The organism is Phocaeicola oris (genome assembly GCF_021295095.1).
Classification (GTDB): Bacteria; Bacteroidota; Bacteroidia; order Bacteroidales; family Bacteroidaceae; genus Phocaeicola; species Phocaeicola oris.
Genome location: NZ_JAJLQX010000011.1, coordinates 65,410 through 90,307 on the forward strand (window position 1 = coordinate 65,410; position 24,898 = coordinate 90,307).

General features: G+C 38.6%; 20 protein-coding genes. 12 read left to right on the top strand and 8 right to left on the bottom strand.

Annotated features, from left to right (window positions below):
* The first annotated feature begins 301 nt into the window (after positions 1–301).
* The 7 genes from LO761_RS07160 to LO761_RS07190 all read left to right on the top strand — a co-directional run bounded on the left by LO761_RS07160 (position 302) and on the right by LO761_RS07190 (position 10,245).
* On the top strand, positions 302–1,468 hold the full coding sequence (locus LO761_RS07160) for a lipoprotein N-acyltransferase Lnb domain-containing protein (protein WP_272817600.1): 1,167 nt from the start codon (positions 302–304) through the stop codon (positions 1,466–1,468).
* Positions 1,465–3,048 carry an alkaline phosphatase family protein gene (locus LO761_RS07165; protein ID WP_272817601.1) on the top strand — a complete coding sequence of 528 codons (1,584 nt, stop codon included), beginning with the start codon at positions 1,465–1,467 and terminating at the stop codon, positions 3,046–3,048. Before LO761_RS07160 ends, LO761_RS07165 begins: the two co-directional genes overlap by 4 nt.
* An 83-nt stretch (positions 3,049–3,131) precedes the next feature.
* A complete protein-coding gene (secA, locus tag LO761_RS07170) occupies positions 3,132–6,440 on the top strand; it encodes a preprotein translocase subunit SecA (protein ID WP_272817602.1) in 3,309 nt (1,102 codons plus the stop codon).
* A gap of 122 nt (positions 6,441–6,562) precedes the next feature.
* Entirely contained in the window at positions 6,563–7,579 is a 1,017-nt protein-coding gene (locus LO761_RS07175; protein ID WP_272817603.1) for a DUF6340 family protein, read from the top strand.
* Positions 7,580–7,655: 76 nt separating this feature from the next.
* Positions 7,656–8,108, top strand: a complete 453-nt coding sequence (locus LO761_RS07180) for a hypothetical protein (RefSeq protein WP_272817604.1) — start codon at positions 7,656–7,658, stop codon at positions 8,106–8,108.
* Between the two features lie 92 nt (positions 8,109–8,200).
* Positions 8,201–9,892, top strand: coding sequence for a M13 family metallopeptidase (locus LO761_RS07185; RefSeq protein ID WP_272817605.1), 1,692 nt, complete (start codon positions 8,201–8,203; stop codon positions 9,890–9,892).
* Complete coding sequence (locus tag LO761_RS07190; RefSeq protein ID WP_272817606.1) at positions 9,808–10,245, top strand: M13-type metalloendopeptidase; 438 nt, start codon at positions 9,808–9,810, stop codon at positions 10,243–10,245. The genes LO761_RS07185 and LO761_RS07190 overlap by 85 nt, the downstream gene beginning before the upstream one ends.
* Positions 10,246–10,514: 269 nt before the next feature.
* Here the strand turns inward: LO761_RS07190 and LO761_RS07195 are convergent, their stop codons facing one another.
* Positions 10,515–13,193, bottom strand: coding sequence for a valine--tRNA ligase (locus tag LO761_RS07195; protein WP_272817607.1), 2,679 nt, complete (start codon positions 13,191–13,193; stop codon positions 10,515–10,517).
* A gap of 108 nt (positions 13,194–13,301) precedes the next feature.
* Here LO761_RS07195 and mazG point away from each other — a divergent pair, with 108 nt between their 5' ends.
* Positions 13,302–14,087, top strand: coding sequence for a nucleoside triphosphate pyrophosphohydrolase (mazG, locus tag LO761_RS07200; RefSeq protein WP_272817608.1), 786 nt, complete (start codon positions 13,302–13,304; stop codon positions 14,085–14,087).
* Between the two features lie 219 nt (positions 14,088–14,306).
* Here mazG and LO761_RS07205 read toward each other — a convergent pair whose 3' ends face one another.
* From LO761_RS07205 to LO761_RS07230, 6 genes are all read right to left on the bottom strand, one after another.
* Positions 14,307–14,762, bottom strand: coding sequence for a hypothetical protein (locus LO761_RS07205; RefSeq protein WP_272817609.1), 456 nt, complete (start codon positions 14,760–14,762; stop codon positions 14,307–14,309).
* Positions 14,763–14,773: 11 nt separating this feature from the next.
* A complete protein-coding gene (locus LO761_RS07210) occupies positions 14,774–15,172 on the bottom strand; it encodes a hypothetical protein (protein WP_272817610.1) in 399 nt (132 codons plus the stop codon).
* Between the two features lie 43 nt (positions 15,173–15,215).
* Positions 15,216–15,767 carry an RNA polymerase sigma factor gene (locus LO761_RS07215; protein ID WP_272817611.1) on the bottom strand — a complete coding sequence of 184 codons (552 nt, stop codon included), beginning with the start codon at positions 15,765–15,767 and terminating at the stop codon, positions 15,216–15,218.
* 9 nt (positions 15,768–15,776) lie between these two features.
* Complete coding sequence (locus tag LO761_RS07220; RefSeq protein WP_272817612.1) at positions 15,777–16,691, bottom strand: ribonuclease Z; 915 nt, start codon at positions 16,689–16,691, stop codon at positions 15,777–15,779.
* A gap of 134 nt (positions 16,692–16,825) precedes the next feature.
* The gene (gene rpsA, locus LO761_RS07225) at positions 16,826–18,613 is read right to left on the bottom strand and encodes a 30S ribosomal protein S1 (RefSeq protein WP_272817613.1); all 1,788 of its coding nucleotides are present in this window, start codon (positions 18,611–18,613) and stop codon (positions 16,826–16,828) included.
* A 1,076-nt stretch (positions 18,614–19,689) separates the two neighbouring features.
* Complete coding sequence (locus LO761_RS07230; RefSeq protein WP_272817628.1) at positions 19,690–20,781, bottom strand: BPL-N domain-containing protein; 1,092 nt, start codon at positions 20,779–20,781, stop codon at positions 19,690–19,692.
* A 303-nt stretch (positions 20,782–21,084) separates the two neighbouring features.
* On the opposite strand from LO761_RS07230, the gene LO761_RS07235 reads away from it, so the two are divergent.
* A complete protein-coding gene (locus LO761_RS07235) occupies positions 21,085–21,603 on the top strand; it encodes a KdsC family phosphatase (RefSeq protein ID WP_272817614.1) in 519 nt (172 codons plus the stop codon).
* A gap of 12 nt (positions 21,604–21,615) precedes the next feature.
* Positions 21,616–22,200, top strand: coding sequence for a Maf-like protein (locus LO761_RS07240; RefSeq protein ID WP_272817615.1), 585 nt, complete (start codon positions 21,616–21,618; stop codon positions 22,198–22,200).
* On the opposite strand, the gene LO761_RS07245 is transcribed toward LO761_RS07240, so the two are convergent.
* Positions 22,201–23,370: a DUF3843 family protein gene (locus LO761_RS07245; RefSeq protein WP_272817616.1), complete on the bottom strand. Its 1,170-nt coding sequence runs from the start codon at positions 23,368–23,370 to the stop codon at positions 22,201–22,203. It lies immediately after the preceding gene.
* Positions 23,371–23,487: 117 nt separating this feature from the next.
* On the opposite strand from LO761_RS07245, the gene LO761_RS07250 reads away from it, so the two are divergent.
* Positions 23,488–24,003, top strand: a complete 516-nt coding sequence (locus LO761_RS07250) for a DMP19 family protein (protein ID WP_272817617.1) — start codon at positions 23,488–23,490, stop codon at positions 24,001–24,003.
* Positions 24,004–24,124: 121 nt separating this feature from the next.
* The gene (locus LO761_RS07255; RefSeq protein ID WP_272817618.1) at positions 24,125–24,865 is read left to right on the top strand and encodes a hypothetical protein; all 741 of its coding nucleotides are present in this window, start codon (positions 24,125–24,127) and stop codon (positions 24,863–24,865) included.
* Positions 24,866–24,898: the final 33 nt, after the last annotated feature.

Consider the following 24,898-nt stretch of genomic DNA (forward strand, 5'->3'; position numbering starts at 1 on the left):
AACTCAAAAATAAATTTAGTTGCAAATATGCTACTTTTTTACCTTTCTATCAAAAAAAAACACTTCCTCTCAGTTAAAAAAACAAAAAGAGTTATTATTCTTTTTTCTAAAATTGAATTTAATTCGGATACAAAGTAAATTAAAAAATGAATAACTTGGGCATCAAATTTGACTATTTGTGTAGATTTAATGATATTTTAATGGATTTTTTAGTTCGATAGGATAGATTTTAACTAAAGCATAGAGCAAAAATCAAACGTTTGAAGTATCTTTGTCTTCTTAAAATGGAATGTCTTATTGCATGAAAAAGCTTATCCTATATATAGTTTATTTCTTCTCATTCGTACCGATTTATGCTATTGAACAAGATAGTTTGCAGTGGAGCTTGTTGACATGCCAACCCGGGCAGGAGATATATCAACTCTTTGGTCATACTGCATTACGATGTCAGAACTTTACTAAAAAGATGGATGTCGTATTCAATTATGGTATGTTCAGTTTTAATGCGCCGAATTTCGTGATACGTTTTGTAGAAGGGAAGACTGATTATGAATTGGGTGTGGAAAAATTCTGTGATTTTGTTTCCCAATATAAGTTTCGAGGAACGGGAATCTATTATCAGACTTTAAATTTAACCCAAAGTGAGTCTGCCCGGCTATGGAATGGATTAATAGAAAACTATAAACCAGAGAACCGGACATATAGGTATAATTATTTTTATAACAATTGTACTACTCGTGCTCGCGATATGTTTGAAGCATGTATAGATGGAAATGTTGTTTATCAAAAGAGAGAGGAAGTGAAGTCGTTTCGTTCTATTATTCATGAATTTACAAAGGATAGTAAATGGGATGAATTTGGCATTGACCTTTTATTAGGACAAGATGCAGACAAGCCAATAGATATGCGCTTACAAATGTTTGCTCCATTTTATCTGTTAAGCTATATGAGGGATGCTCAAATTGTAACGTCTGTTGCTACTCGTAATTTGGTTCTAAGTGAAGGATATTTAGAACTTTTTACTAACAAATCTTTACCCCAAGGGTTTGTTTTCTCTCCATTGATATGTACTATACTATTGTTGATTATTACCATAATAATTGTTGCTATAGAGTGGAAACGAAAAAAAATTATATGGATTTGGGATCTATTCTTCTTTGGTCTGCAGGGTATTGCGGGGGGAATAATATTCTTTCTCATGTTCTTTTCTTCCCATCCAACAGTGAACAGTAATTGGTTGTTTGTATTGCTTAATCCTATTCCATTAATGTATCTCCCATGGATGATATATAAGGATATAAAGAAGAAAAAAGATAGATATCATTATATAAACATTGTCTATTTAATAATTTTTTTGATTTTAATGAGCCTTGTGCCACAAACTTTTAACGCTTCCGTTATACTTTTGGCATGTAGCTTGCTTGTTACTTCGATAGGTCATTTGATTGTTTACAGAATATATAAATGAAAAAGGATTATATACTCACGTCTCTTTTTGCTTTTTTTGCTTTGAGCTTACAAGCACAAAATGTGTCTGAAGTTCCAAAATTGGTGGTCGGATTAACTATTGACCAATTACGGTCAGATTATTTGGATGCATTTCAGGCATTGTATGGCTCTAGAGGGTTCAAGCGTTTAAAAAAAGAGGCACGGATTTATCAGCATGTTGAGTATGATTTTATAGGTGTAGATCAGGCATCTGCAGTTGCTGCAATTCATACAGGAACAGTTCCTTACATGAATGGTATTGTGGGGAATATGTATATGGATCGTAATACACTTCGAAATGTAGACTGTGTTGATGATTCACATTATATGGGAATTTATTCGTCAGAGTCTACGTCTCCTGTAAATTTAAAAGTGTCAAATTTATCTGATGAACTGATGGTTGCTACTCAAGGTAAGTCGGAAGTGTATTCTATTGCTCCGACTCGTGAAATGGCAGTTATTGCTGCCGGACATGCCGCGAAAGGCGCCTTTTGGATTAATGATGATACAGGAAAATGGAGTGGTAGTACTTTTTATGGTTCTTTTCCAAATTGGGTGACTAATATCAATGACAATGATGGTTTGGATACTCGGATTGACAATATAAGTTGGGTACCTTCTTTACCTGTCGGGGTCTATCATTATCTTACGGTGGAGGCTAATCAACAAACATTCAAGCATAATTTTAAAGATGAAAAGGTGAATAAGTACCGCCGATTTAAAACAAGCCCGATGGTTAATGACGAGGTGAATAAATTGGTTAATGCTTGTTTAAGCGGGGCGAATATAGGTAATGATGAAGTTCCCGATTTTATTTCAATCGCATATTACGCAGGAAATTATAATCACCTCCCTGCAGAAGATTATGCAATGGAGATGCAGGACACGTATGCGCGTTTGGATAATAGTTTAGCTGATTTGTTAGAAATGCTTGATAGGAGGGTGGGGCTTCGTAATATATTGTTTTTTATTACTTCTACCGGATTCTCGGATTCTGAATCTGCTTATCCTGTTCAATATAGAATTCCCGGTGGAGAATTTCACATGAATCGATGTGCTGCGTTATTAAATATGTATTTAGTAGCACTTCATGGAGATGGACAATATGTAGAAACTTTTACTAATCAGGAAATATATCTGAATCATAAATTGTTGGAGAGGAAAAATCTGAATCTGACAGCTATTATGAACGAGTGCGCAGATTTTTTGGTGCAGTTCAGTGGTGTAAAAGAAGTATATACCTCACAGCGTATGCAATTGGGGTCATGGACTCCTGATTTGGAAAAAATAAAAAATCATTATAATGCTGCCTGTTCGGGTGATATTTGGGTTGAAATATTACCGGGATGGGTTATTGTTAATGATCAGACAGGAATAAAACAAGTTGTTCGTCATGCTTATACATCTGTACCTTTATATATAGTGGGGTGGGATGTAAGACCTGAAATTATTGAGACTCCGATTAAAATAGGTCATATAGCACCTACCGTAGCACAATCATTAAGAATACGGGCACCCAACGCTTCTACTTTATCTCCGATTTCAAATTTCAAAAAATAAGCGAGTTACATCAAGCTATTATTTGTAATTTGTTGTAACTTTGTGCTCTCAAAATTAATTAGAAAATAAAAATAATACATACAATGGGATTTAATGAATTTGTCGGGAAGTTGTTTGGAAACAAAGCTACCCGCGATATGAAAGAGATTAAACCGTGGGTTGATAAGATAAAGGCTGTATATCCTAATATCTCTAAATTAAGTAATGATGAGCTTCGTGCCAAGACTTTAGAGTTGAAAGAACGTATTCAAGCTCCTGTAGTGGATGATAAGAAGAAAATTGTGGAATTAAAGGCTAAGGTTGAAACGCTGGAGATTGAAGAACGTGAGCCTGTATTCAATGAGATAGATAAGTTAGAAAAAGAAGTCCTTGAAATTTATGAAAAGGTTTTGAATGAAGTATTGCCTGAGGCTTTTGCTATTGTCAAGGATACAGCCCGCCGTTTTACAGAGAATGAAGAAATTATTGTTACGGCTTCTGATTTTGACCGTCAGTTGGCGGCAGAAGGTAAGGACTTTTTGCGTATAGAAGGGGACAAGGCTATTTATGTTAACCATTGGATGGCCGGAGGTAATGAAATCGTTTGGAATATGATTCATTATGACGTACAGTTATTTGGTGGCGTTGTCCTTCATCAGGGAAAAATTGCGGAGATGGCAACCGGTGAAGGTAAAACGTTGGTAGCTACTTTACCGGTATTTTTAAATGCTTTGACCGGTAATGGTGTTCACATGGTTACGGTCAATGATTATTTGGCAAAACGAGATTCTGAGTGGATGGGGCCAATTTATGAATTCCATGGATTGAGTGTCGATTGTATTGATAAACATCAGCCAAATTCTGAATCTCGCCGTAAGGCTTACATGGCAGATATTACATTTGGTACTAATAATGAATTTGGCTTTGACTATCTGCGTGATAACATGGCCATTAGCCCAAAGGATTTGGTTCAACGTGCGCATAACTATGCCATTGTCGACGAAGTTGACTCTGTATTGATTGATGATGCCCGTACTCCGTTAATCATTTCAGGCCCTGTTCCTAAGGGTGATGATCAGATGTATGAACAATACAAACCGGTGGTTGAGAAATTGTTTGAACTACAGAAACAGTTAGCGACAAATTATTTGGTTGAAGCGAAGCGTTTGATTGCTTCTTCTGAGCAAAAAGATATAGATAATGGTTTTTTAGCTTTGTATCGCAGTCATAAGGCCTATCCGAAAAACAAAGCTCTCATCAAGTTTTTGAGTGAACCGGGTATAAAAACCGGAATGTTGAAGACTGAAGAGATTTACATGGAGCAGAACAATAAACGTATGCATGAGGTTACTGATCCTTTACTTTTTGTTATTGATGAGAAACTAAACAGTGTAGATTTGACAGATAAGGGTATTGATAAGTTAACAGGTAATGATCCGGATCCATATTTGTTCGTTTTACCTGATATTACAGCCCAGTTAGCGGAACTGGAGAATGAAAAAGACCTTTCAGAAGAGGATAAGTTGGCAAAGAAAGATGAGTTACTCACGAACTATGCTGTTAAATCGGAACGTGTTCATACTATTCTTCAGCTGTTGAAAGCGTATGCTATGTTTGATAAGGATGATGAGTATGTTGTTATTGATGGTCAGGTGAAGATTGTTGATGAGCAGACGGGGCGTATTATGGAAGGTCGCCGCTGGTCAGATGGTTTACATCAGGCAGTTGAGGCCAAGGAAGGTGTGAAGATTGAGGCCGCGACTCAAACTTTCGCGACGATTACTTTGCAGAATTATTTCCGTATGTATCACAAGTTGGCAGGTATGACAGGTACAGCAGAGACTGAAGCCGGTGAGTTTTGGGATATTTATAAACTGGATGTAGTGGTCATTCCTACTAACCGTCCGGTTATACGTAAAGATATGAACGATCGCGTATATCGTACGAAGCGTGAGAAATATAAAGCTGTTATTGAGGAAATTGAGAAGACTGTTGCTGAGGGGCGTCCTGTTTTAGTTGGAACAACTTCAGTTGAGATTTCTGAAATGTTGAGTAAGATGCTTGATATGCGTAAAATTCCTCATAACGTATTGAATGCAAAGTTACATCAGAAAGAGGCGGATATTGTTGCTAAAGCAGGTCAGTCAAGTACGGTAACTATTGCTACCAATATGGCGGGTCGTGGTACAGATATCAAACTGAGCGAAGAGGTCCGTAAGGCCGGCGGTTTGGCTATCATTGGTACTGAACGTCATGAAAGCCGTCGGGTTGACCGTCAGTTGCGTGGTCGTGCAGGACGCCAAGGCGATCCGGGATCATCTGTATTCTATGTTTCTTTGGAAGATGACCTGATGCGTCTTTTCTCGTCCGATAGAATAGCCGGTGTAATGGATAAATTAGGTTTCAAGGAAGGTGAGATGATAGAGCATAAGATGATATCCAAGTCTATTGAACGCGCTCAGAAGAAAGTTGAAGAGAATAATTTCGGTATTCGTAAACGTTTGTTGGAGTACGATGATGTCATGAATAAGCAACGTGTTGTCATTTACGCGAAACGTCGTCATGCTTTGATGGGAGAGCGTATCGGTATGGATATTGTCAACATGATTTGGGATCGTTGCGCGTATGCAGTTGAGTTGGGTGATTATAATAATGTACGTGAAGAAATGTTCCATACTTTAGCGATGGAGATTCCATTTACAGAGGATGAATATAATGAGACCGATCATGATAAGCTGACAGAAAAGACCTTTGATACAGCTATGGCCAACTTTAAACGTAAGACCGACCGTATGGCTCAAATAGCTTATCCGGTTATTAAGCAGGTAGAAGAAAATCAGGGTGAGATGTATGAAAATATCCTGATTCCTATTACCGACGGGCGTCACATGTATAATATTCCGGTTAACTTAAAAGACGCTTATAATACAGAAGGTAAAGAGATTGTTAAGAGCTTTGAAAAAGCTATTCTGCTACATACCATTGATGAGGCATGGAAAGAGAATCTGCGTGAGTTGGATGATCTTCGTCATTCTGTGCAGAACGCAAGCTATGAGCAGAAAGATCCGCTGTTGATCTTTAAGTTGGAATCTGTCAACTTGTTTGATAATATGGTTAATATCATCAATAATAATACCATTTCCGTATTGATGCGTGGACAAATTCCGGTTCAGCAAGAACCGGAACAGATAAGGGCAGCAGCTCCTGAACAGCCGACTCCTCGTCAACAATATCATGAAACTAAGGTTGACTTGAACGATCCAAATCAGCAGGCAGCTGCTGCACAGGATACCCGTAACCAGCAGGATATTAAACGGGAGCCGATTCGTGTTGAAAAGAAGATTGGACGAAACGATCCTTGTCCTTGCGGAAGTGGTAAGAAGTATAAGAATTGTCACGGAAGAGGTTTATAATAGAAGTTATATACTTAAGAAGAGCGGGTTATTTAGCCCGCTCTTTTCATTTTAAATCCTTTTAACGCATTGTTTATCATAAATGAATTACATTTGTGAAAAATAAGAAAAGATATGCATATATGAGGAGATTACAGTTTCTTATTGCTGCTGTGGTTGCCATAATGTTGACATCGTGTGGAAGTATTGGGTTGATTCAGATAGACCAGCTTCAACCGGCAAAAATCGCGTTTCCCGAACAGGTGAGGAATGTGGCTGTCGTAAATAATGTGCCTCCGGCTGAATATGATTCAGCTTATTATGTTCGTTCCGGAAAACGGGAGTATGAGGGAAATGGAAGTGTGTTAACGCAAGATTTGGCAACAGCTTTGGCTGAAGGAAAATATTTTGATAAAGTGGTTATCTGTGATTCTTTACTTTATCAAAACAGTCTTGAGGATTCGCAAACCTATCACCCTTTGCATCAAGAACAAGTGGAACAATTGGTGAATGATTTGGACGCGGATATGATTATATCTGCCGACCGCCTGTATATTAAAAATAAGGATGTTCAGGTATATGATGATTTATTCGATTCTATTGAATCTGCTGCTGAGGCCAAATATGTTTCTTTGGTGCATCTGTATATTCCGGGAAGAGAGAAACCTTTTATGACTTTAACAGAAAAAGATTCTCTTACTTTTGTTTTATATGGAAGTTTGAAAGATAGGGAAATTGCCGATGAGGTAGCTAAGCATGCAGGGTATAAACTGTCGGACGCGCTGATTCCTTACTGGTTGAATATTCAACGTACATATTACGATGGAGGAATAAGTGATATGCGTGATGCCGGAGTTGCTTTTCGTGAGAATAATTTAGATGAGGCATACCGTCTTTGGAACAAGGTATATACGTCAAAGAAAGGGAAAATAAAGGCACGTGCGGCTTTTAACATTGCGCTCTATTATGAGATGAAGGATGATTTAGAAAAGGCTGTTGAGTTTATTGGCAAGGCAGAATCGTTGGTAAAGGAACTGAATGATAATGATCGGAATATGATTCATTATTATAAAGTGGCTTTGTTGAGTCGTCAAAAGGATATCGTGCAATTGAATATTCAAATGCGACGATTCAATAAACAGAATGATACGTCAAATTAAAAAAAATGATAAAGTTTGTTGCAAGTCCCTTTTTTCTTTGTATTTTTGAGAATTGATTAACAGATAGGAGTTAAGTATGAAATTCAGTGAGCAGTCTAAAGCTTCAATCATTTCATGTATCAAAGAAGCTATCAGCAGATACATGGGAGGTTCTGAGGAAAATCAAGTGGTGACCGATATCCATTTGCAGCCAAGGCAGGATGTGGGTGAACTGATTATATATAATGATGATGATAGTGAATTGTCACGTGCCATTGTTGAAGACTGGGTTGACTATGATGAGGATGATTTCGATACAGAGGTAGAGCGTATTTTAAGAAATATCCTTAATGAGATGAAATCGGGCGGAGCATTCGATGATTTGAATATAATGAAACCTTATTCATTCGTTTATGTTGACGATGAAAAAGAAAGTGTTACCGAATTGCTTGTTATGGATGAAAATGATACGGTTGTAATAGACGAAGAATTGATGAAAGGATTGGATGAGGATTTGGATAAATTCTTGGATGATTTGATGAAGAAATAAGTTTGAATGTAAATAAGTGAGAGGCATTTGATCCGTTCGGAACAAATGCCTTCTCTTTTCAAAATGGTTTTACTAAAGACACGTATATAATAATGAAGAAGAATATTGGTTATTTGTTAGGGTGCTGTGCTTTATCAGCTTCTTTTTTCTCTTGTTCTCTCCGAAAGAGCGATCAACAGGTTTTTATTGATCCGTTGGTGGCGCATATCGATACTACGGTTCGTCCGCAAGATGATTTCTGGTCGTTTGCCAATGGTCAGTGGTTTAAAGAGAATCCTATTCCTTCAAGTGAGAAGGAGAATGGAATCTTTACGATAGTAGCCGATACGGTGAAAGCTCAGGTGTTGGAACTTTGCAGGAGCTTATCCGGAAAGGATTTTGAAAAAGGAAGCAACGAGCAAAAAATAGGTGACTTATACTATTCCGGAATGGATAGTGTCAATCTGAATAAAAAAGGACTTTCAGAGCTAAAAGATTATTTGGATAGGATTGACCAATGGTCGGATATGAGGAATCTCGGCGCGTTGACAGCCTATTTGTCTTCTATTAGTGAAAATCCATTCTTCAGCTTTTATGTCGGACAGGATGATATGAACAGTGATGTCATAGCTGTTTCTTTAGGGCAGGGAGGAACATCTCTTCCGAGTAAGAACTATTATTTTAATCAGGATGATCAGTCGAAAGCTATACGTGATGCCTTTGTTACCTACACAAAGAGTGTATTTCGGTTGATGGGATATGATGTTGATAAGGCTGAGGCTGCCGCAAAGAAACAATTGGAGATAGAAACTGCTATGGCTAAGGCTTCGCGAAATCCTGAAGATATGCGTGATCCGTACGAGAACTATCATAAAATGACAACGGCCAAAGTCAGTGCCATGACTCCGTCGTTCGACTTTGTTACTTATTTTAAAGAAGCAGGTTTAGAGAAAGTGGATACGGTCATTGTCGGGCAACCGGAATTTTTTATCGCGCTGAATATGACGCTTCGCGAGTATCCGATAGAAGATTGGAAGAACTTTATGAAGTTTATGTTGATCGATGGTTATGCCAATTATCTGAATGATGATCTTTACATGAAGAGTTTTAATTTTTATTCCAAGACTTTGAACGGTATTCCGGAACCACAACCTCGTTGGAAACGGGTTGTCAACACTACCAACAGAACATTGGGAGATTTGGTTGGCCAAGTTTATGTGGAGAAATATTTACCGAAGGGTGTAAAGGAAAAGTTTACAGAGATAGGCAATGCAGTGAAAGAAGTTTTTGCTGAGCATATCAAGAAACTCGACTGGATGAGTGATTCCACCAAAGAGAAAGCACTTCAGAAATTGAATGCCATGAATGAAAAATTGGCTTATCCCGACCGTTGGAAAGATATGAGCAAGTTGGAGATTACTCGTGATTCTTATGTACAGAATATGATTAATGTTCGTCAATGGAGTTTTGCCCGTATGATAAGTAAATATGGTAAACCGGTTGAGCGATGGGAGTGGGGTATGCAGCCGCAGACTTATAATGCTTACTATAGTCCGTCGAATAATGAAATTTGTATTCCGGGATGTAATATTATTGTTCCCGGATTCGGCAATCGTATGCCGGACGATGCTATTTTGTATGCTATTATCGGGAGTACTTTCGGACATGAGATTACCCACGGATTCGATGATGGAGTTGTAATTATGACGCGCAAGGTAACTTGCGTAATTGGTGGACAAAGGAAGATAAGGAAAAGTTTGATGTCAAAGCCGAGCAGGTGGTTAAGATGTATAGTGATTATGTAACAGTTGACAGTTTGCATATCAACGGAAAGCTCACCTTGGGTGAGAATATTGCAGATTTGGGTGGTACAATCATGGCATTTGAGGCTTTTCAACGTACGGCACAATACAAGCATAATGAGATTATTTCCGGCTATACCCCTGCACAACGTTTCTTCTTGGGTTATGCATTGGCATGGATGGAGCAGATGCGTCCTGAAGCTATGGCATCGCAGGTTAAAAGTAACGAACATTCCCCTGCGAAATGGCGTGTGTTGGGTCCGTTGTCTGTTATGCCGGCATTCTATGAGGCTTTTAATGTAAGGGAAGGCGATAAGATGTGGCGTTCGGAATCAGAGCGTGTCAGCCTTTGGTAAAGGCTCTTGTTTTAGTCTTTTGTATAGTCTCTAAGGGCAGATGACCGGCAATTCCGTTTATGCTGTTCTAAATGAATGCAACAATAGGACTTTATAACGCATAAGGTTTAAAAAGAGAGTAAAGCCAAGTGATGCGTATCATCCGTCAAAGTGATGCGTATCAGTGAGTGAGTTTATGCGTATCTTTTCAGTGAATGATGCGTATGAGTTTAGCAACTCATACGCATCACTTTGCCAAGTAACGGCCAACAGTAAGTTCTATTATAAGATTACTTTTTCAATACGGCAATACTCTCTTTAATAACAGCGATACGGTTTTCCGCGTCGCTCTGTTTCTTGCGCTCCATTTCAATGACTTTAGCCGGGGCTTTGCTTACAAAGTTCTCGTTGCTTAACTTTTTCAGAACGCTTTTTAAGAAGCCTTCCTCGTAAGTTAATTCTGCTTCAAGCTTCTTTATCTCCTCGTCGGCATCAATTAAGTTGCCCAACGGAACAGCGTATTCTGTCGTCCCAACCATGAAGTTAACAGCGCCATCAGCCTTGTTTTCAACAACTTGAATGCTTCTTAAGTTACAAAGTTTGGTCATGATGTCATTATATTCTGCAACGGCGTTATCGCCAACCACTTGCAGGTTGAGCACTTCTTTTTGAGCAATCTGCTTTTGAGTACGGATGTTACGAATACCGCTGATAATACCCTTAACCATTTCAAACTCGTTAATAACTTGCTCATTCCAAGATGAAGCAAATTCCATCTTCTCTATCATTAAACTTTCGCCGTCTTTACGGTCGGCCAAATGCTGCCATAACTCTTCCGTGATGAATGGCATAAACGGGTGCAATAACTTCAATAATCCATCGAAGAATTCTAACGTCTTTTCGTATGTGATTTTGTCAATAGGCGCGCCATAAGCCGGTTTAATCATTTCCAAGTACCATGCCGAAAACTCATCCCAGAACAGGCGATATATAGCCATTAAAGCCTCGCTGATACGGTACTTACTGAACAAGTCGGCAACTTCGGCAGCTGTTTTTGTTAGTATGCTTTCGAACCATTGGGCAGCTAACTCATTATATTTAGGTTGTTCAGTATCAGCAACTTGCCATCCCTTAACCAGACGGAAAGCATTCCATATTTTGTTATTGAAGTTACGGCCTTGTTCGCAAAGAGCTTCGTCGAATAAGATATCGTTTCCTGCAGGAGCGGAGAGCATCATACCCATACGGACTCCATCAGCCCCGTACTTCTCCATCAGCATTAACGGGTCGGGTGAGTTGCCTAACGACTTAGACATCTTTCTGCCCAACTTATCACGAACAATACCGGTGAAGTATACATTTTTGAAAGGCATTTTGTGCTGATATTCGTAACCTGCCATAATCATTCTGGCAACCCAGAAGAAAATGATATCCGGACCGGTTACCAAATCGGATGTCGGATAGTAGTAGTTTATTTCCTCATTATCAGGGTTGAGTATACCGTTGAACAACGATATAGGCCATAACCATGAAGAGAACCATGTATCCAAACAGTCGGAATCCTGACGCAAATCGGAAGCTTTTAATTCTTTATCGCCGGTCTTTTCTTGGGCTATCTTTACGGCTTCATCCTTTGTCTCGGCAACCACATATCCCCCTTGTGGAAGGAAGTACGCAGGGATGCGATGTCCCCACCAAAGTTGGCGACTGATGCACCAGTCTTTAATGTTATCCATCCAATGCTTGTATGTATTTTTATATTTAGCCGGAACAAATTGAATATCATCATTCATCACCGGATCGGTTGCCAAATTGGCGAAATGTTGCATCTTCAGGAACCATTGCATAGAAAGTTTGGGTTCGATAGGCACATTGGTTCTTTCGGAAAAACCAACTTTATTGGTGTAAGCTTCCACCTTTTCCATCAAGTTGGCAGCTTCAAGGTCGAGTTCAATCTGTTTGCGGACATCAAAACGATCCATGCCGACATATATTCCGGCTTCCTCGCTGATGGTTCCGTTATCATTAAAGATGTCGATGGTTTTCAGATTATATTTTTCACCCAATATATGGTCGTTTACATCGTGAGCAGGAGTAACTTTCAAACAGCCTGTACCAAATTCAATGTCAACATAGTCGTCCTCAATAACCGGAATAACACGGTTAACCAATGGAACGATGACTTTCTTTCCTCGTAACCAGCGATTCTTCGGATCGTTCGGATTGATACACATAGCGGTATCACCCATGATAGTTTCAGGGCGGGTGGTCGCAACCACAGCATACCGCTTTCCGTTTGCGTCGCGATGAACTATTTCCTTTTCGTCACCGGTCTCACCGGTACCGTCATCTTCAGCAACGTAATATTTCAGGTAGTACAGTTTACTGTTTTCTTCTTTATAGATAACTTCCTCATCACTTAGTGCAGTTAGTGCTTTCGGATCCCAGTTGACCATACGTACGCCTCTGTAAATAAGCCCTTTGTTGTATAGATCGACAAATACGCGGATAACGCTTTTACTGCGAACTTCGTCCATGGTGAAAGATGTACGATCCCAGTCGCACGAGCAACCGAGTTTTCTAAGTTGTTTCAGAATGATGCCTCCGTGTTCATCGGTCCATGCCCAAGCATGTTTTAAGAATTCATCGCGGGTAAGGTCGGTTTTCTTGATACCTTGTTCTGCAAGTTTATTTACAACTTTAGCTTCGGTAGCGATAGAAGCGTGGTCGGTACCCGGAACCCAACATGCGTTTTTGCCTTCCATTCTGGCTCTACGGACTAAGATATCTTGTATAGTATTGTTAAGCATATGTCCCATGTGGAGCACTCCTGTTACGTTTGGCGGAGGAATGACGACGGTATAAGGTTCACGACTGTCGGGTTTGCTACTAAACAATTTATGGTCCAGCCAATACTGATACCATTTCCCTTCCACATCCGTGGGATTGTACTTACTTGCTAATTCCATTTTGTATATTGTTAATAACGATTATCACATAACAAGTTGCAAAATTAATAAAAATGGCGCATAATTGGAGAAATTATTGCTACTTTTGTTTAACAAATAAAGTTAGATATGCATACAAGGGAAGAACAAATGCAAGCCTTCGGAAGGCTGTTAGATATTATGGATACGCTTCGTGTGAAGTGTCCGTGGGATCATAAGCAAACAAATGAGAGTTTGCGTCCGAATACGATAGAAGAGACGTATGAATTAAGTGAAGCCATTCTTAATCGGGATGAAAGAAACATTTGTAAGGAGTTAGGTGATGTGTTGCTTCATGTCGTTTTCTATGCGAAGATAGGTAGCGAGAGTGGCGATTTTGATATTAAAGATGTATGTGACAAGCTTTGTGATAAACTAATTTATCGCCATCCGCATGTTTACGGTCAGGCTGCTGCCGATACAGCCGAGCAAGTCGTAAATAATTGGGAACAGCTGAAGATGAAAGAAAAAGATGGTAATAAAATGGTGTTGAGTGGTGTGCCGTCATCATTACCATCGGTTATCAAAGCGTACCGTATTCAGGATAAAGCTCGTGCAGTGGGATTCGATTGGGAAGATCGCTCTCAGGTGTGGAATAAAGTGAAAGAGGAGATTCGTGAGTTTGAGACAGAGGTGGAGAGTATGGATAAGGAGAAAGCAGAGGCGGAATTGGGCGATGTGATGTTCAGTCTGATTAATGCAGCTCGTCTTTACCATTTGAATCCGGATAATGCGTTGGAACATACTAATCAGAAATTTATCCGTCGTTTTAATTATCTGGAACAACATACTATTAAAGAAGGAAAGAACCTGAAAGATATGTCGCTTGAAGAGATGGATAAGATTTGGGACGAAGCGAAAAGAAAGGAGAAATAGACTAACATGTGTTCGATGGGATATAAGTATCTATCAATCGGGTGATTAGGAAAGGCTATTTTATCGTGTATTTTTATAACTTATTGATTGTAAATTATAAGAATGCATAATATAATAATTCCCTTATCCCGAACAGAGGTATTATATAAAAAATGGAGCCGATCCTTTCTCTCGACAGTATCGGCTCTGATTTTGAAAAAATTTTTATTTATTGCTGTTTTATTTGTGTTTGTTTTTCGCTTCGCGCCCTTGTACGCGACCATGCATAATTTTTAGCATGTGACGATGGAATTGGACTTCTGCCCACTGAATAGCGCAAATTTTCTTTATGGGAAGGACCTTTTTAAATTGGTCGATATACTCTAAATCAAGCTTAGCGCACTCTATTTTTGAGTTGGCCATATCTTTCATTGCTTTTTCACATTCAGAGTCTGACATTTCTTTCATTTTTTTTCCTTTATGCCAGGCACTATCGTTGATTTTTTGCTTTTTCTCTTGCAACTCGTAATAAACAGGGAAAAATGCTTTAGCTTCGTCGGGAGTCAATTCTGCTTTTTCGGTAAGAAAAGCTTCTTGTTTTGCTCTGAATTCCTCTTTACTTAAGCGCTTATTTTGTGCAATTGTCAGAGAAATACAGCAAAGCAACATGCAAATAAGTGAAACTAATTTTTTCATATCGTTAATTGTCAATAATTGGTATCAGCCTCTGTGAGGTATTGATATAATGTATAATCGTCCATTCGAGCGTAGTCGGTCATTGTCTCAATATATTGATCTGAGATATCCGTTATCGTATTGTTACTATCCACTGCTTCAATGGGAGCAGTTTCTTTATTATTTGCGACCTGAGCTTTTTCGCTGATGGAATTAAACATTTTGAACATCAGCATGATACCGGCAAACATAGCTGCCATGTATATCCACGGTTTTACTTTATCCCAAAGAGTAATTTCTTTCTCAGGCGTAACATTCTTCTCCGGAAGCTTCTCCATAATATTTTTGTTGAAGTTTTCGAAATAGTTGTCTGGAACTTTGAAAGGATTCTTCGTTCCAACCTTTTTCAGCAAATCATCTTCTTGTTTCATTTTTTTCTTTTATAATCTTATGATATATTTTATGGCAAAAGGTTTAAACTTGTTCCTTTAAAAAATCTGTAATTTTTTTTACTGCATGATGATACGATGCTTTCAAGGCTCCAACACTGGTGCCTACAATATCGGAAATTTGCTCATATTTCATATTTTGAAAATATTTCATGTTAAAGACTATACGTTGCTTTTCAGGCAAGGTATGAAGAGCTTTTTGAAAGAGTATTTGTATTTCATCACCTTCAAAATTAGCATCACTTTCCAATTGATTGACCATCTGTGCTCCTTGATCATCAATGGAAGTATTATTTTCGGCCTTTTTCTTATTCAGAAAGCTGAGGCATTCATTAAATGCGATTCGATAGAGCCATGTAGAAAGTTTAGCTTCGCCACGAAAATATTCAATATTGTCCCATGCCCGAAGAAATGTATTTTGCAGAATGTCGTTGGCATCATCGTGATCGAGTACCATACGACGAATCTGCCAATATAACTGTTCATTGTAATGTTTTACAATCTTTTCAAAGGCATCGCGGTATCGAGCCGGATCCTGAAGCAGAGCTAACACTTCTTTTTCGTTAAAGTCATCCATCGTCGGTTGCTATAATATAATCTTTAAATTCTCGGAGGCTAATATCGTATTTGGAAAAACGGCTTTAGCCTCTTCCAACAACAAACTTTCATCTTGATAACGGGCAGAGAAATGACCAATGACCAATTGCTTTACCTTTGCGATCTTTGCAATTTTTCCGGCTTGTCCGGCTGTGGTGTGAAACACTTCTTTTGCTCGTGCTAAATCTTCATTTGCTAAGGTTGCTTCATGATAGAGCAGGGTAACACCTTTTATTTGTTCCGTTATTTTTTTGTAGTATATGGTGTCTGAACAATACGCATAGCTGCGAGGTTCATTCGATGGGGTGGTCAATTCCTCATGTGAAATCACTCTGCCATCGGGGAGTGTATAATCTCCGCCATTTTTAATGGTATTGATGTAGGCTATGGGTATCTCATAATAGTCTATCATATCGCGTTTAATGTGATCAGGTGTTTTCTTTTCTTGAAAGAGAAATCCGCAAGTCGGTACACGATGCTTTAAAGGAATAGTAGTAACACTGACTGAGCGGTCCTCATAAATCACTTCCGTTTTGTTTGGATCTATATGATGGAATTCCACCTTATAGCTCATTCCTTTGCAAAAGTAATTGAGTTGAGGTTTTAGTTGTGTTTCCAAATCCTTATATGCATAGATGTGTATCGGCGCGATTCTTCCTAACAGGTCGAATGTTGACAGCATGCCAATTAAACCAAAGCAATGATCGCCATGGAGATGCGAGATAAAAATATGGTTGAGTCGGGTAAACTTCAGATTGCTACGCCGAAGCTGCATTTGAGTTCCTTCACCACAATCAATCATAAATAGCTTCTCGCGGATATTTATAACCTGAGATGACGCGAAATGACGGATGGTAGGGAGGGCAGACCCACACCCAAGAATGTTTACTTCGAATTTTTCCATGTGCACAAATATAATTCTTTTTCTTTACTCTGAAAGGCAAATATGAGGAAAACATCGTTAAGGGGAGTTTATAGAATATAAAAAAGGCTGCACGTCAATAGTACAGCCTTTTTATATATGTGTGGAAAACTTAATTATTTAGCATTATCTTTTTCCATTTGTTCTTTCAGAGCAGCCAATGTATCCAAGTCGCCTAAAGTTGTTGTAGCAGCTTGGTTTTGGATCTGTGGAGTTTCATCTTTCTTAGAAGCTCTCTTTGACTTACGTTCTACCTTTTGCTCGCTACCCTTAGCTTCTTCCCAAGTACGACTGTGAGAGAGGATAATACGCTTAGCGTCTTTGTTGAACTCAATAACCTTGAATGGTAATTTCTCATCCATGTGTGCTTGAGTTCCGTCTTCCTTAACCAAATGTTTCGGAGTAGCAAAACCTTCTACACCGTAAGGCAAAGAAACTACAGCACCTTTATCGAGCATTTCAACAATCTGACCGTCATGAACAGAACCTACTGTGAAGACTGTTTCGAATACATCCCAAGGATTCTCTTCCAACTGCTTATGTCCTAAGCTCAAACGACGATTTTCCTTATCTATCTCAAGAACGATAACGTCGATGTCCGCGCCAATTTGAGTGAACTCACTCGGATGTTTGATTTTCTTAGTCCATGAAAGGTCGGAGATGTGAATCAATCCGTCAACGCCTTCTTCTAATTCAACGAATACACCGAAGTTGGTGAAATTGCGTACTTTAGCTACATGTTTAGATCCAACCGGATATTTCTCTTCAATGGTTTCCCATGGATCCGGTTTAAGTTGTTTGATGCCCAAAGACATTTTACGCTCCTCGCGGTCTAAAGTAAGAATAACAGCTTCTACTTCATCACCAACTTTCAAAAAGTCTTGTGCTGAGCGTAAGTGTTGTGACCAAGACATTTCTGATACGTGTATCAAACCTTCTACTCCCGGAGCAATCTCAACGAAAGCACCATAGTCGGCCATAACAACAACTTTCCCCTTAACAACATCGCCAACCTTTAAATTAGCATCCAAAGCATCCCATGGATGTGGAGTTAACTGTTTCAAGCCTAATGCAATACGCTTGCGGTCTTCGTCGAAATCAAGGATAACGACATTCAACTTCTGATCAAGCTGTACGACTTCATGTGGATCGCTTACGCGTCCCCAAGAGAGGTCGGTTATATGAATCAAACCATCTACACCACCAAGGTCAATGAATACACCGTAAGATGTGATATTCTTGACTGTTCCTTCGAGAACCTGACCTTTCTGCAGCTTACCGATAATTTCTTTCTTCTGCTGTTCTAATTCTGCCTCGATAAGAGCTTTGTGAGAAACAACAACATTCTTGAATTCTTGATTGATTTTTACAACCTTGAATTCCATGGTCTTGCCTACGAATACATCGTAATCGCGAATAGGTTTTACATCAATTTGTGATCCCGGTAAAAATGCTTCAATACCAAATACATCCACAATCATACCGCCTTTAGTACGGCATTTTATGAAGCCTTTGATAATTTCTTGATTTTCAAGAGCGGCATTAATGCGGTCCCAAGCCTTAGTTGCACGAGCTTTCTTGTGAGAAAGGATTAATTGTCCCTTTTTGTCTTCCTGATTCTCGATATATACTTCAACAGTATCACCGACTTTCAGTTCAGGATTGTAACGAAACTCGTTTAGAGGAATAATACCATCTGATTTGTAGCCTATATTAACGACTACTTCTCGTTTGTTCATTGCGATGACTTTGCCTTCAACAACCTCACGGTCAGTCACCTTGTTTAGCGTATTATCATACGCTTTTTCCTGATCTTCACGACTTACGGTAGTGTTTGTTTCACCATGTTCGTAAGCATCCCAGTTGAAATCTCCAACAGGTTTGATTTCTTTTAAATCTGCCATTAAAAAATTTGTTAGTTAATAATTTAATTATGTTAGACATTATATTGCTATAAATCCGGGTGCAAAGATATAACAAATTATTGACTTCCAAATTATTTGTGTTCTTCTTTTTTATTTGTTACCCCGATATTATTATAGCTGTTTGTTGAATCTTGATTATCGTGAATTCGAAGAAATCAATTCGTTCAACTTACATGAATGTGTAACAATCTCTCTATTTATCAAAATTCGTTACCATCACGCCTTGTCGTTGAAGAGCCTGCTTTTTCAGATTTTTAGGTTGGGGTCCGTATTCGTAAACGAAGAGCATAACCCGTTCGATTTTTTTCTAATTTCCGAAAAAGCGTACTCTGAATATACTAAAACATCATTTTTGCATCTTTTTAGGTTCGCAAGGTTCGGGAGGTTCACCTATGCACTTTTTATTGCTATTTTTAGAACTTTTTTGCTCTTTATATACTTGCTGTATTGGGTGTGATAAATTTATTTTCTGACAAATTATTTCAAAATTATATTGTAAACATTTCTCAAGAAAAAGTGCTTTTTTCAAGGTAATCCGGAATTCACCCTATAAAATTTATCCGTCATAGATAATAAGACTGAGAAAATATTCCCTTTGATTTTTAGCTGGCTGCATTTTCTTTATTCCCGCAGACAGCATGATGAATCGTGCAGGGCACAAAACAAACCACCTTGTTCCATTTTAATGTTCGAAGCATTTTTTATTGTAAGAAAAAAATGATTAATATTGCTCCAAATAGAATCTGACATGTAAGACAGTGTACTAATAGTCTATATGTTGTATATTATTCTTATTCAATATTTTATGTGTTTTCTATACGGTTTTCTACTTCCGAAAGGTGCATAAGTGAACCTCCCGAACCTTGCGAACCTATTTGTTTATTAAATTTATTATCCGTAGACGGAGAGAAATTGACACGTATGAATCGGTTTACTTATACGCGTGAGCGGACAAATTCTTCTGATGAATACGGGAACTCATACGTATCAATAAAACAATTCATACGTATCATTTTAAACATTCATACGTATCGGAGTGGTAGTTGTTTTATTGACTATGGCATCAATGCCTTAAGCATTTCAAGATAGTGTTTAATCTGTGCCTTGGAGTTGCCATCCTGTTCTGTCTGCCAGGCAGCCTCCATGTCGGGGAGATAGCGAATATAATCGGTTTCGGCAATATATTTGGCTGCCCGCACACGTACCATCGGACTATTATCGAACAGTAACCCTTGCACCCATCGTTTGGCATCCCACGATCGGTGAGCTTGCAGCCAGTCGAGTGCTGATACTTTTTCCTCGGGTTTGCCATAGAGAAATGTTTTGTAATAGCTGCTTTCCTGTTTCAAATCAGCTTTGGTCATGAGCATTTCCTTGTTGTAAACATCAGGGCGCACCACGTTGTTGCCATATTTCTTGTAAGGTAAGTGTAATGTCCAGCGTACCATTCGAGGTATCATCCACATCATGCCGGGGGTAGCTTCAGGATGAGCGATGCTGCTAAATACACGTCCTTTGCCATACTCATTACCTATGAAGAAGGGTTTGTCATTGGTCATGTTGGTAGGAGCATCGCCCTCTTCGTGGACATCACTTTCCATGGTGGCAAACGATTGATACTTGATTGGTGCATTGTCGGCAGGCACAAAGATCGGTCCTTCGTAATAAAGTACATAGGAAAGAGGGCGGTTGGCTATCTCAGGGAATATCTTTTTTCCTTCATCATTGAGGGAGAAGGCCGCGATGCCATGTCCGCGATTATCGTGTTCGATATCTATTGCCTTGGCACCATTGATACGCATACAGGCATATTCCGGCGTGTCGGAGTAGAGGTAAGCACCTGCGCAGATACCCACAGTTCCCTTGCCTGACGCGATAAATGCTTTGATACGCTTTACATTTTCCTCACCCATGTTGAGGTATTGGGTAGAACCGCCACCGCCCGGCACGATGATGGCATCGAGACGCGAAAGCACGCCCGCGGCAATATCTGCCGTAGTGATGGTACGTACATCTATATCAGCATCGAGCTTGCAAGCATCTACAGCCTCCCAAACGCAGGTTTGTGCTCCACCGTGCCCGTCAAAGACGCCTACTCTGATTTTTTGTTTAACTGACTGGGCGGTAAGCGGAAGAATATATAGCATAACCACAATTAGTAGCTGTAGTCTTTTTCTCATAATGGTAATTATTAAAAGGTTTAAGTGCAAAGATAGTATATTCGGGAAAAAATGCATTACTTTATGGGAAAATTATGTTTAAAACACGACGAAAGGATTGCCGAGTATAGCGGTATTTCACAGTATTTTCATGGTGTCATAGGATAGGTTAATGGATTTCAACGGACAGGAGTGAACAGATATAGTAATTTTTGTTATATTTGTCGGAGAATTATACCAATCAGATAATGAGAATAGGCTGGAATTTACTGACTGAGAAATTTAAGATAAATGATTAATTACGATTTAAACAAAATAAAAGCCATTGTGTTTGATGTGGATGGAGTGTTGAGTTGTGAAACGATCAATATATACCAAGATGGACAACCGGCTCGTACTATTAATATAAAAGACGGATATGCTATTCAGTTGGCTGTTAAGTTAGGATTTGTTGTCGCTATTATTTCAGGAGGACGTTCGGAAGCAGTACAACATAGATATGAGGGGCTTGGAGTAAAAGAAATATTTATGGGAGCCGCCTATAAGACGAAGGAATATGATCAACTGAAAAAGAAATACGGATTGAAAGATGAAGAGATTTTGTATATGGGTGATGATATTCCTGATTATGAGTTGATGAAACAGTGTGGACTCCCTTGTTGTCCGGCGGATGCCGCGCCTGAAATAAAAGAGATATCAACCTATATCTCTCATAAAAAGGGAGGTCATGGTTGCGGACGTGATGTCATTGAGCAAGTTTTGAAAGCTCAAGGTAAATGGATGGCTCATGCGAAAGCTTTTGGTTGGTAAAATAGAACGAGTATGTTGGATAATTTAAAGAAGTATCATATAGTTTTAGCTTCTAATTCTCCAAGGCGAAAGGAATTGTTAGGAGGATTGGGCATTTCGTATGAAGTAAAGACATTGCAGGGAATAGAAGAGTCGTATCCCGACACGTTACCACCTTCAGAAGTGGCGGAATATATTTCTCTGGAAAAGGCCATGGCTTATAAAGACCAAATAGAGGAAAACGAATTACTGATTACCGCGGATACTGTTGTTGTGCTTGGCAAAGAAATCATGGGTAAGCCAAAGAACGCGGAAGATGCCGAGCGTATGCTTAGGGAATTATCGGGTAAGGTACATCAGGTGTATACGGGAGTTACTTTGATGACGAAGTACAATCGTCGTAGCTTTACGTCGGCAACAGATGTAAAGTTTGCGGATTTATCGGATGATGAGATTGGTTATTATGTTGAAACGTACAGTCCATTAGACAAGGCAGGCGCTTATGGCATTCAAGAATGGATAGGCTATGCCGGAGTAGAAAGTATCCACGGATCATATTTCAACGTCATGGGACTTCCTATCCATCGGCTTTATCAGGAATTGAAGAAAATGGAGTGATTAATCTCCACGATAATAGTATAATAAGGTATGTCTGGCTATAAAGTCCGCGTTGTTTTGAACCATTTCTTTTTCACCATTGACCGGTAGCTCTGCATCGGGTAGAAAATGATTGCTTAAAATATAACGAAGCAAATCGGGTGGACAAAGCATTGGAGTGATTAAAAGTTTAAACGCGTTCTTCTTAGCTTTTTGTTCATCATATTGAGCATTCAAAGGATCTTTTATATATTCGTTCAGATCTTTCGCTAACAACACACCTTTTTCAGGATGGGTCATCATTATAAAGTTTCGTGAGCTTTTCAACTGTGGCATTGTATGGTCATCATTGTTTGGCCATTTTAGAACTTCCACAAAGAACTGTTTCAATTCATCGTAGCTAACAAAATATTTAATCGTATTCCCATTCGTTCCTTCGATAAAGTTTTCATACGTTTCTTTGCTTCTGTTTTTTATGTCATCTGATATTTGAGGAGTTTCAAAGAATAGCCCATCTACAGTTTTCCATTGACACAAATAATCGGGGACAAGCAGTTCCATCCATTCTTTCAGATAAAGCGCAAGTGGTCCGCAGGGAATGACAAACTTATCTTGTACCGTAACTCTTCCTGAGAATTCTTGCACTGAAGGCTGATTTAGATAAGTTCGGGCAAATAGCCAAAACAGTTTATAGTTTGCTTCATTACGGTCACTAAAATCGTTTAAATAATTAGTAAGTACATCGTTTGCAGGAGCCGACTCATACTCTTCTCGTAATACCTGATAGTATGCTTTTGCCATTTCCTTGATTTCGGATGCTAAAGGATTTACATATCCTTGGTTTCCGGGAATCTTAATAATAGTATTCCAAATGATGAAACGAATATCTTCTTCGTTAATTTCGTCTTCCAGATAGTCATTGCTTATGCGAAAGAAAGGAAGAGGTTTGCCGTAAAGTTCTTTATGCTTCTTAATGAAAGCCGCCCATAAACCGAATTTTGAGATGACATCCTCGAAGTATGCTGCTACATTCAAGCATAATTTTTTATGGTAGAAAGGAGGAACGTTGGTAAAATAATAGGTATTATATAAGTCGTTAGCTAACTCTACGAAATAGATATCTGAATCTTGTTGCCGATTGTATGGATGTATTTCCAACCAATCGTTCATAAATATTTTTATGTTGCTCATTACTTAATTATATTTTTACGCAAATATAGGATTTCCAAATAAAAGATTCAAGAGTATGAGAAAATATTCCTACATTTGTGCGTGAGAAAAAGAATTAAAAATCAAGAATCAAACTATATGGTGACAAGTCGAATAGAAGTGTCCGATAAGGTTTTGAAGCATGCAGCGGAAGACAGCATGTCTGCATTCCTTAAAGTATTTACGGATAAATACTTAGAGACTATAGGTGGACAAATTAATACTCAAACCATGTCTTTACTTAACGGATACCAACATGCGTTGCTCAGCTTTAGAATTTTTGTCGATGAAGTGGAAACGGGAGGTTTTATCCAATTAATTCAGAATGGTTACGGACCATATATCTTTGATAACCCTTTTGCCAAAGCTATGCGTCTGATGGGAGCAAAGGATTTCTCTAAATTAATATATGATGCTAAAGCCATTTATGATAAGCATAAGGAAGATTTGGAAAAGGAACGGACGGAAGAAGAGTTTATGGCTATGTATGAACAATACGATAAATTAGGTGATTTAGATGATGAGTTCCTTGAAATGCAAGATGATGTTACGGAAATGTTGGCACATTTTGTTGATGAACATATAGGAGAATTTGCCACGGTAAAGAACGAATAGAAATGTTTATTATAGTTAAAGTTGAAATATAGATGCAGTATTTCAATAAGGTTTGTGTTTACTTTACATGGATATAAAGTTAGAAAAGATTATACATAGAAAACAATTAAATATAATAGCAATGAAAAAAATGAAATTCTTAATGTTTGCAGTTGCGTTCGTTGCTGCATTTGTATTTACATCTTGTCTTAACAGTGACAATGATAGCAACTCTAATACATTTATGAGTTTGTGTACGGTGGAACATGCCACGTCTGGCGTAGTATTTTATCCGGATGAAAGCCCCAAACAGATGTTGGTTCCTACCAATGCGACAAACGATTTTGATAACGCGAAAAGAGCGGTGATTTCTTATTCACTTGTTGAAGGACAGGATACTTCTTCTCCAACGTTAAAAATCGTTCTTACTTCGAATAGCGGAGCGGTGAAAATGTCAAAGTTTACAACGGTGAAGGATACGTTAAGTGCTTACAATGGAGCTTTTATCGGTTTCGTTGATTATGTTGTCGGTTATTATACTTATCATGCAGTTAATGTGGCAAAGGGACGTTACTTAAACGTTGGTTATAATTATTATGCGAATAAAGTGGGGAATACTGCGATGTATGCTAATCATGTGAGTAACGATACCATCTATCTTGATTTATTAATTAAAAAGGAAGGAAACGCGTACACTTCCGGCAATCAGCTGAATTGTTATGATTTGCAGGATATCACTACGCTTCATTCTTTAGGATATGAGAAGATTGTTCCCAAACAGGATTCTATTTATGTAACTGTGAAGATAAATTCCCCTGAATTTGTGCAACCACAAGGAAGCAATAGGGAAGAATCTCGTACGGTGAGAGTTCCTGTATTATAATCAGATTTACTTTTGGAACAAAAAGATTGATAT

What these genes read in the sequence shown, in the direction of transcription:
- LO761_RS07195 (WP_272817607.1), bottom strand. Translation starts at nt 13,193, where the DNA reads ATGGAATTAGCAAGTAAGTACAATCCCACGGATGTGGAAGGGAAATGG.
- LO761_RS07160 (WP_272817600.1), top strand. Translation starts at nt 302, where the DNA reads ATGAAAAAGCTTATCCTATATATAGTTTATTTCTTCTCATTCGTACCG.
- LO761_RS07210 (WP_272817610.1), bottom strand. Translation starts at nt 15,172, where the DNA reads ATGAAACAAGAAGATGATTTGCTGAAAAAGGTTGGAACGAAGAATCCT.
- LO761_RS07250 (WP_272817617.1), top strand. Translation starts at nt 23,488, where the DNA reads ATGGTGACAAGTCGAATAGAAGTGTCCGATAAGGTTTTGAAGCATGCA.
- LO761_RS07235 (WP_272817614.1), top strand. Translation starts at nt 21,085, where the DNA reads ATGATTAATTACGATTTAAACAAAATAAAAGCCATTGTGTTTGATGTG.
- LO761_RS07205 (WP_272817609.1), bottom strand. Translation starts at nt 14,762, where the DNA reads ATGAAAAAATTAGTTTCACTTATTTGCATGTTGCTTTGCTGTATTTCT.
- secA (WP_272817602.1), top strand. Translation starts at nt 3,132, where the DNA reads ATGGGATTTAATGAATTTGTCGGGAAGTTGTTTGGAAACAAAGCTACC.
- LO761_RS07165 (WP_272817601.1), top strand. Translation starts at nt 1,465, where the DNA reads ATGAAAAAGGATTATATACTCACGTCTCTTTTTGCTTTTTTTGCTTTG.
- LO761_RS07255 (WP_272817618.1), top strand. Translation starts at nt 24,125, where the DNA reads ATGAAAAAAATGAAATTCTTAATGTTTGCAGTTGCGTTCGTTGCTGCA.
- LO761_RS07215 (WP_272817611.1), bottom strand. Translation starts at nt 15,767, where the DNA reads ATGGATGACTTTAACGAAAAAGAAGTGTTAGCTCTGCTTCAGGATCCG.
- LO761_RS07240 (WP_272817615.1), top strand. Translation starts at nt 21,616, where the DNA reads ATGTTGGATAATTTAAAGAAGTATCATATAGTTTTAGCTTCTAATTCT.
- LO761_RS07180 (WP_272817604.1), top strand. Translation starts at nt 7,656, where the DNA reads ATGAAATTCAGTGAGCAGTCTAAAGCTTCAATCATTTCATGTATCAAA.
- LO761_RS07175 (WP_272817603.1), top strand. Translation starts at nt 6,563, where the DNA reads ATGAGGAGATTACAGTTTCTTATTGCTGCTGTGGTTGCCATAATGTTG.
- LO761_RS07230 (WP_272817628.1), bottom strand. Translation starts at nt 20,781, where the DNA reads ATGCTATATATTCTTCCGCTTACCGCCCAGTCAGTTAAACAAAAAATC.
- LO761_RS07185 (WP_272817605.1), top strand. Translation starts at nt 8,201, where the DNA reads ATGAAGAAGAATATTGGTTATTTGTTAGGGTGCTGTGCTTTATCAGCT.
- mazG (WP_272817608.1), top strand. Translation starts at nt 13,302, where the DNA reads ATGCATACAAGGGAAGAACAAATGCAAGCCTTCGGAAGGCTGTTAGAT.
- rpsA (WP_272817613.1), bottom strand. Translation starts at nt 18,613, where the DNA reads ATGGCAGATTTAAAAGAAATCAAACCTGTTGGAGATTTCAACTGGGAT.
- LO761_RS07220 (WP_272817612.1), bottom strand. Translation starts at nt 16,691, where the DNA reads ATGGAAAAATTCGAAGTAAACATTCTTGGGTGTGGGTCTGCCCTCCCT.
- LO761_RS07245 (WP_272817616.1), bottom strand. Translation starts at nt 23,370, where the DNA reads ATGAGCAACATAAAAATATTTATGAACGATTGGTTGGAAATACATCCA.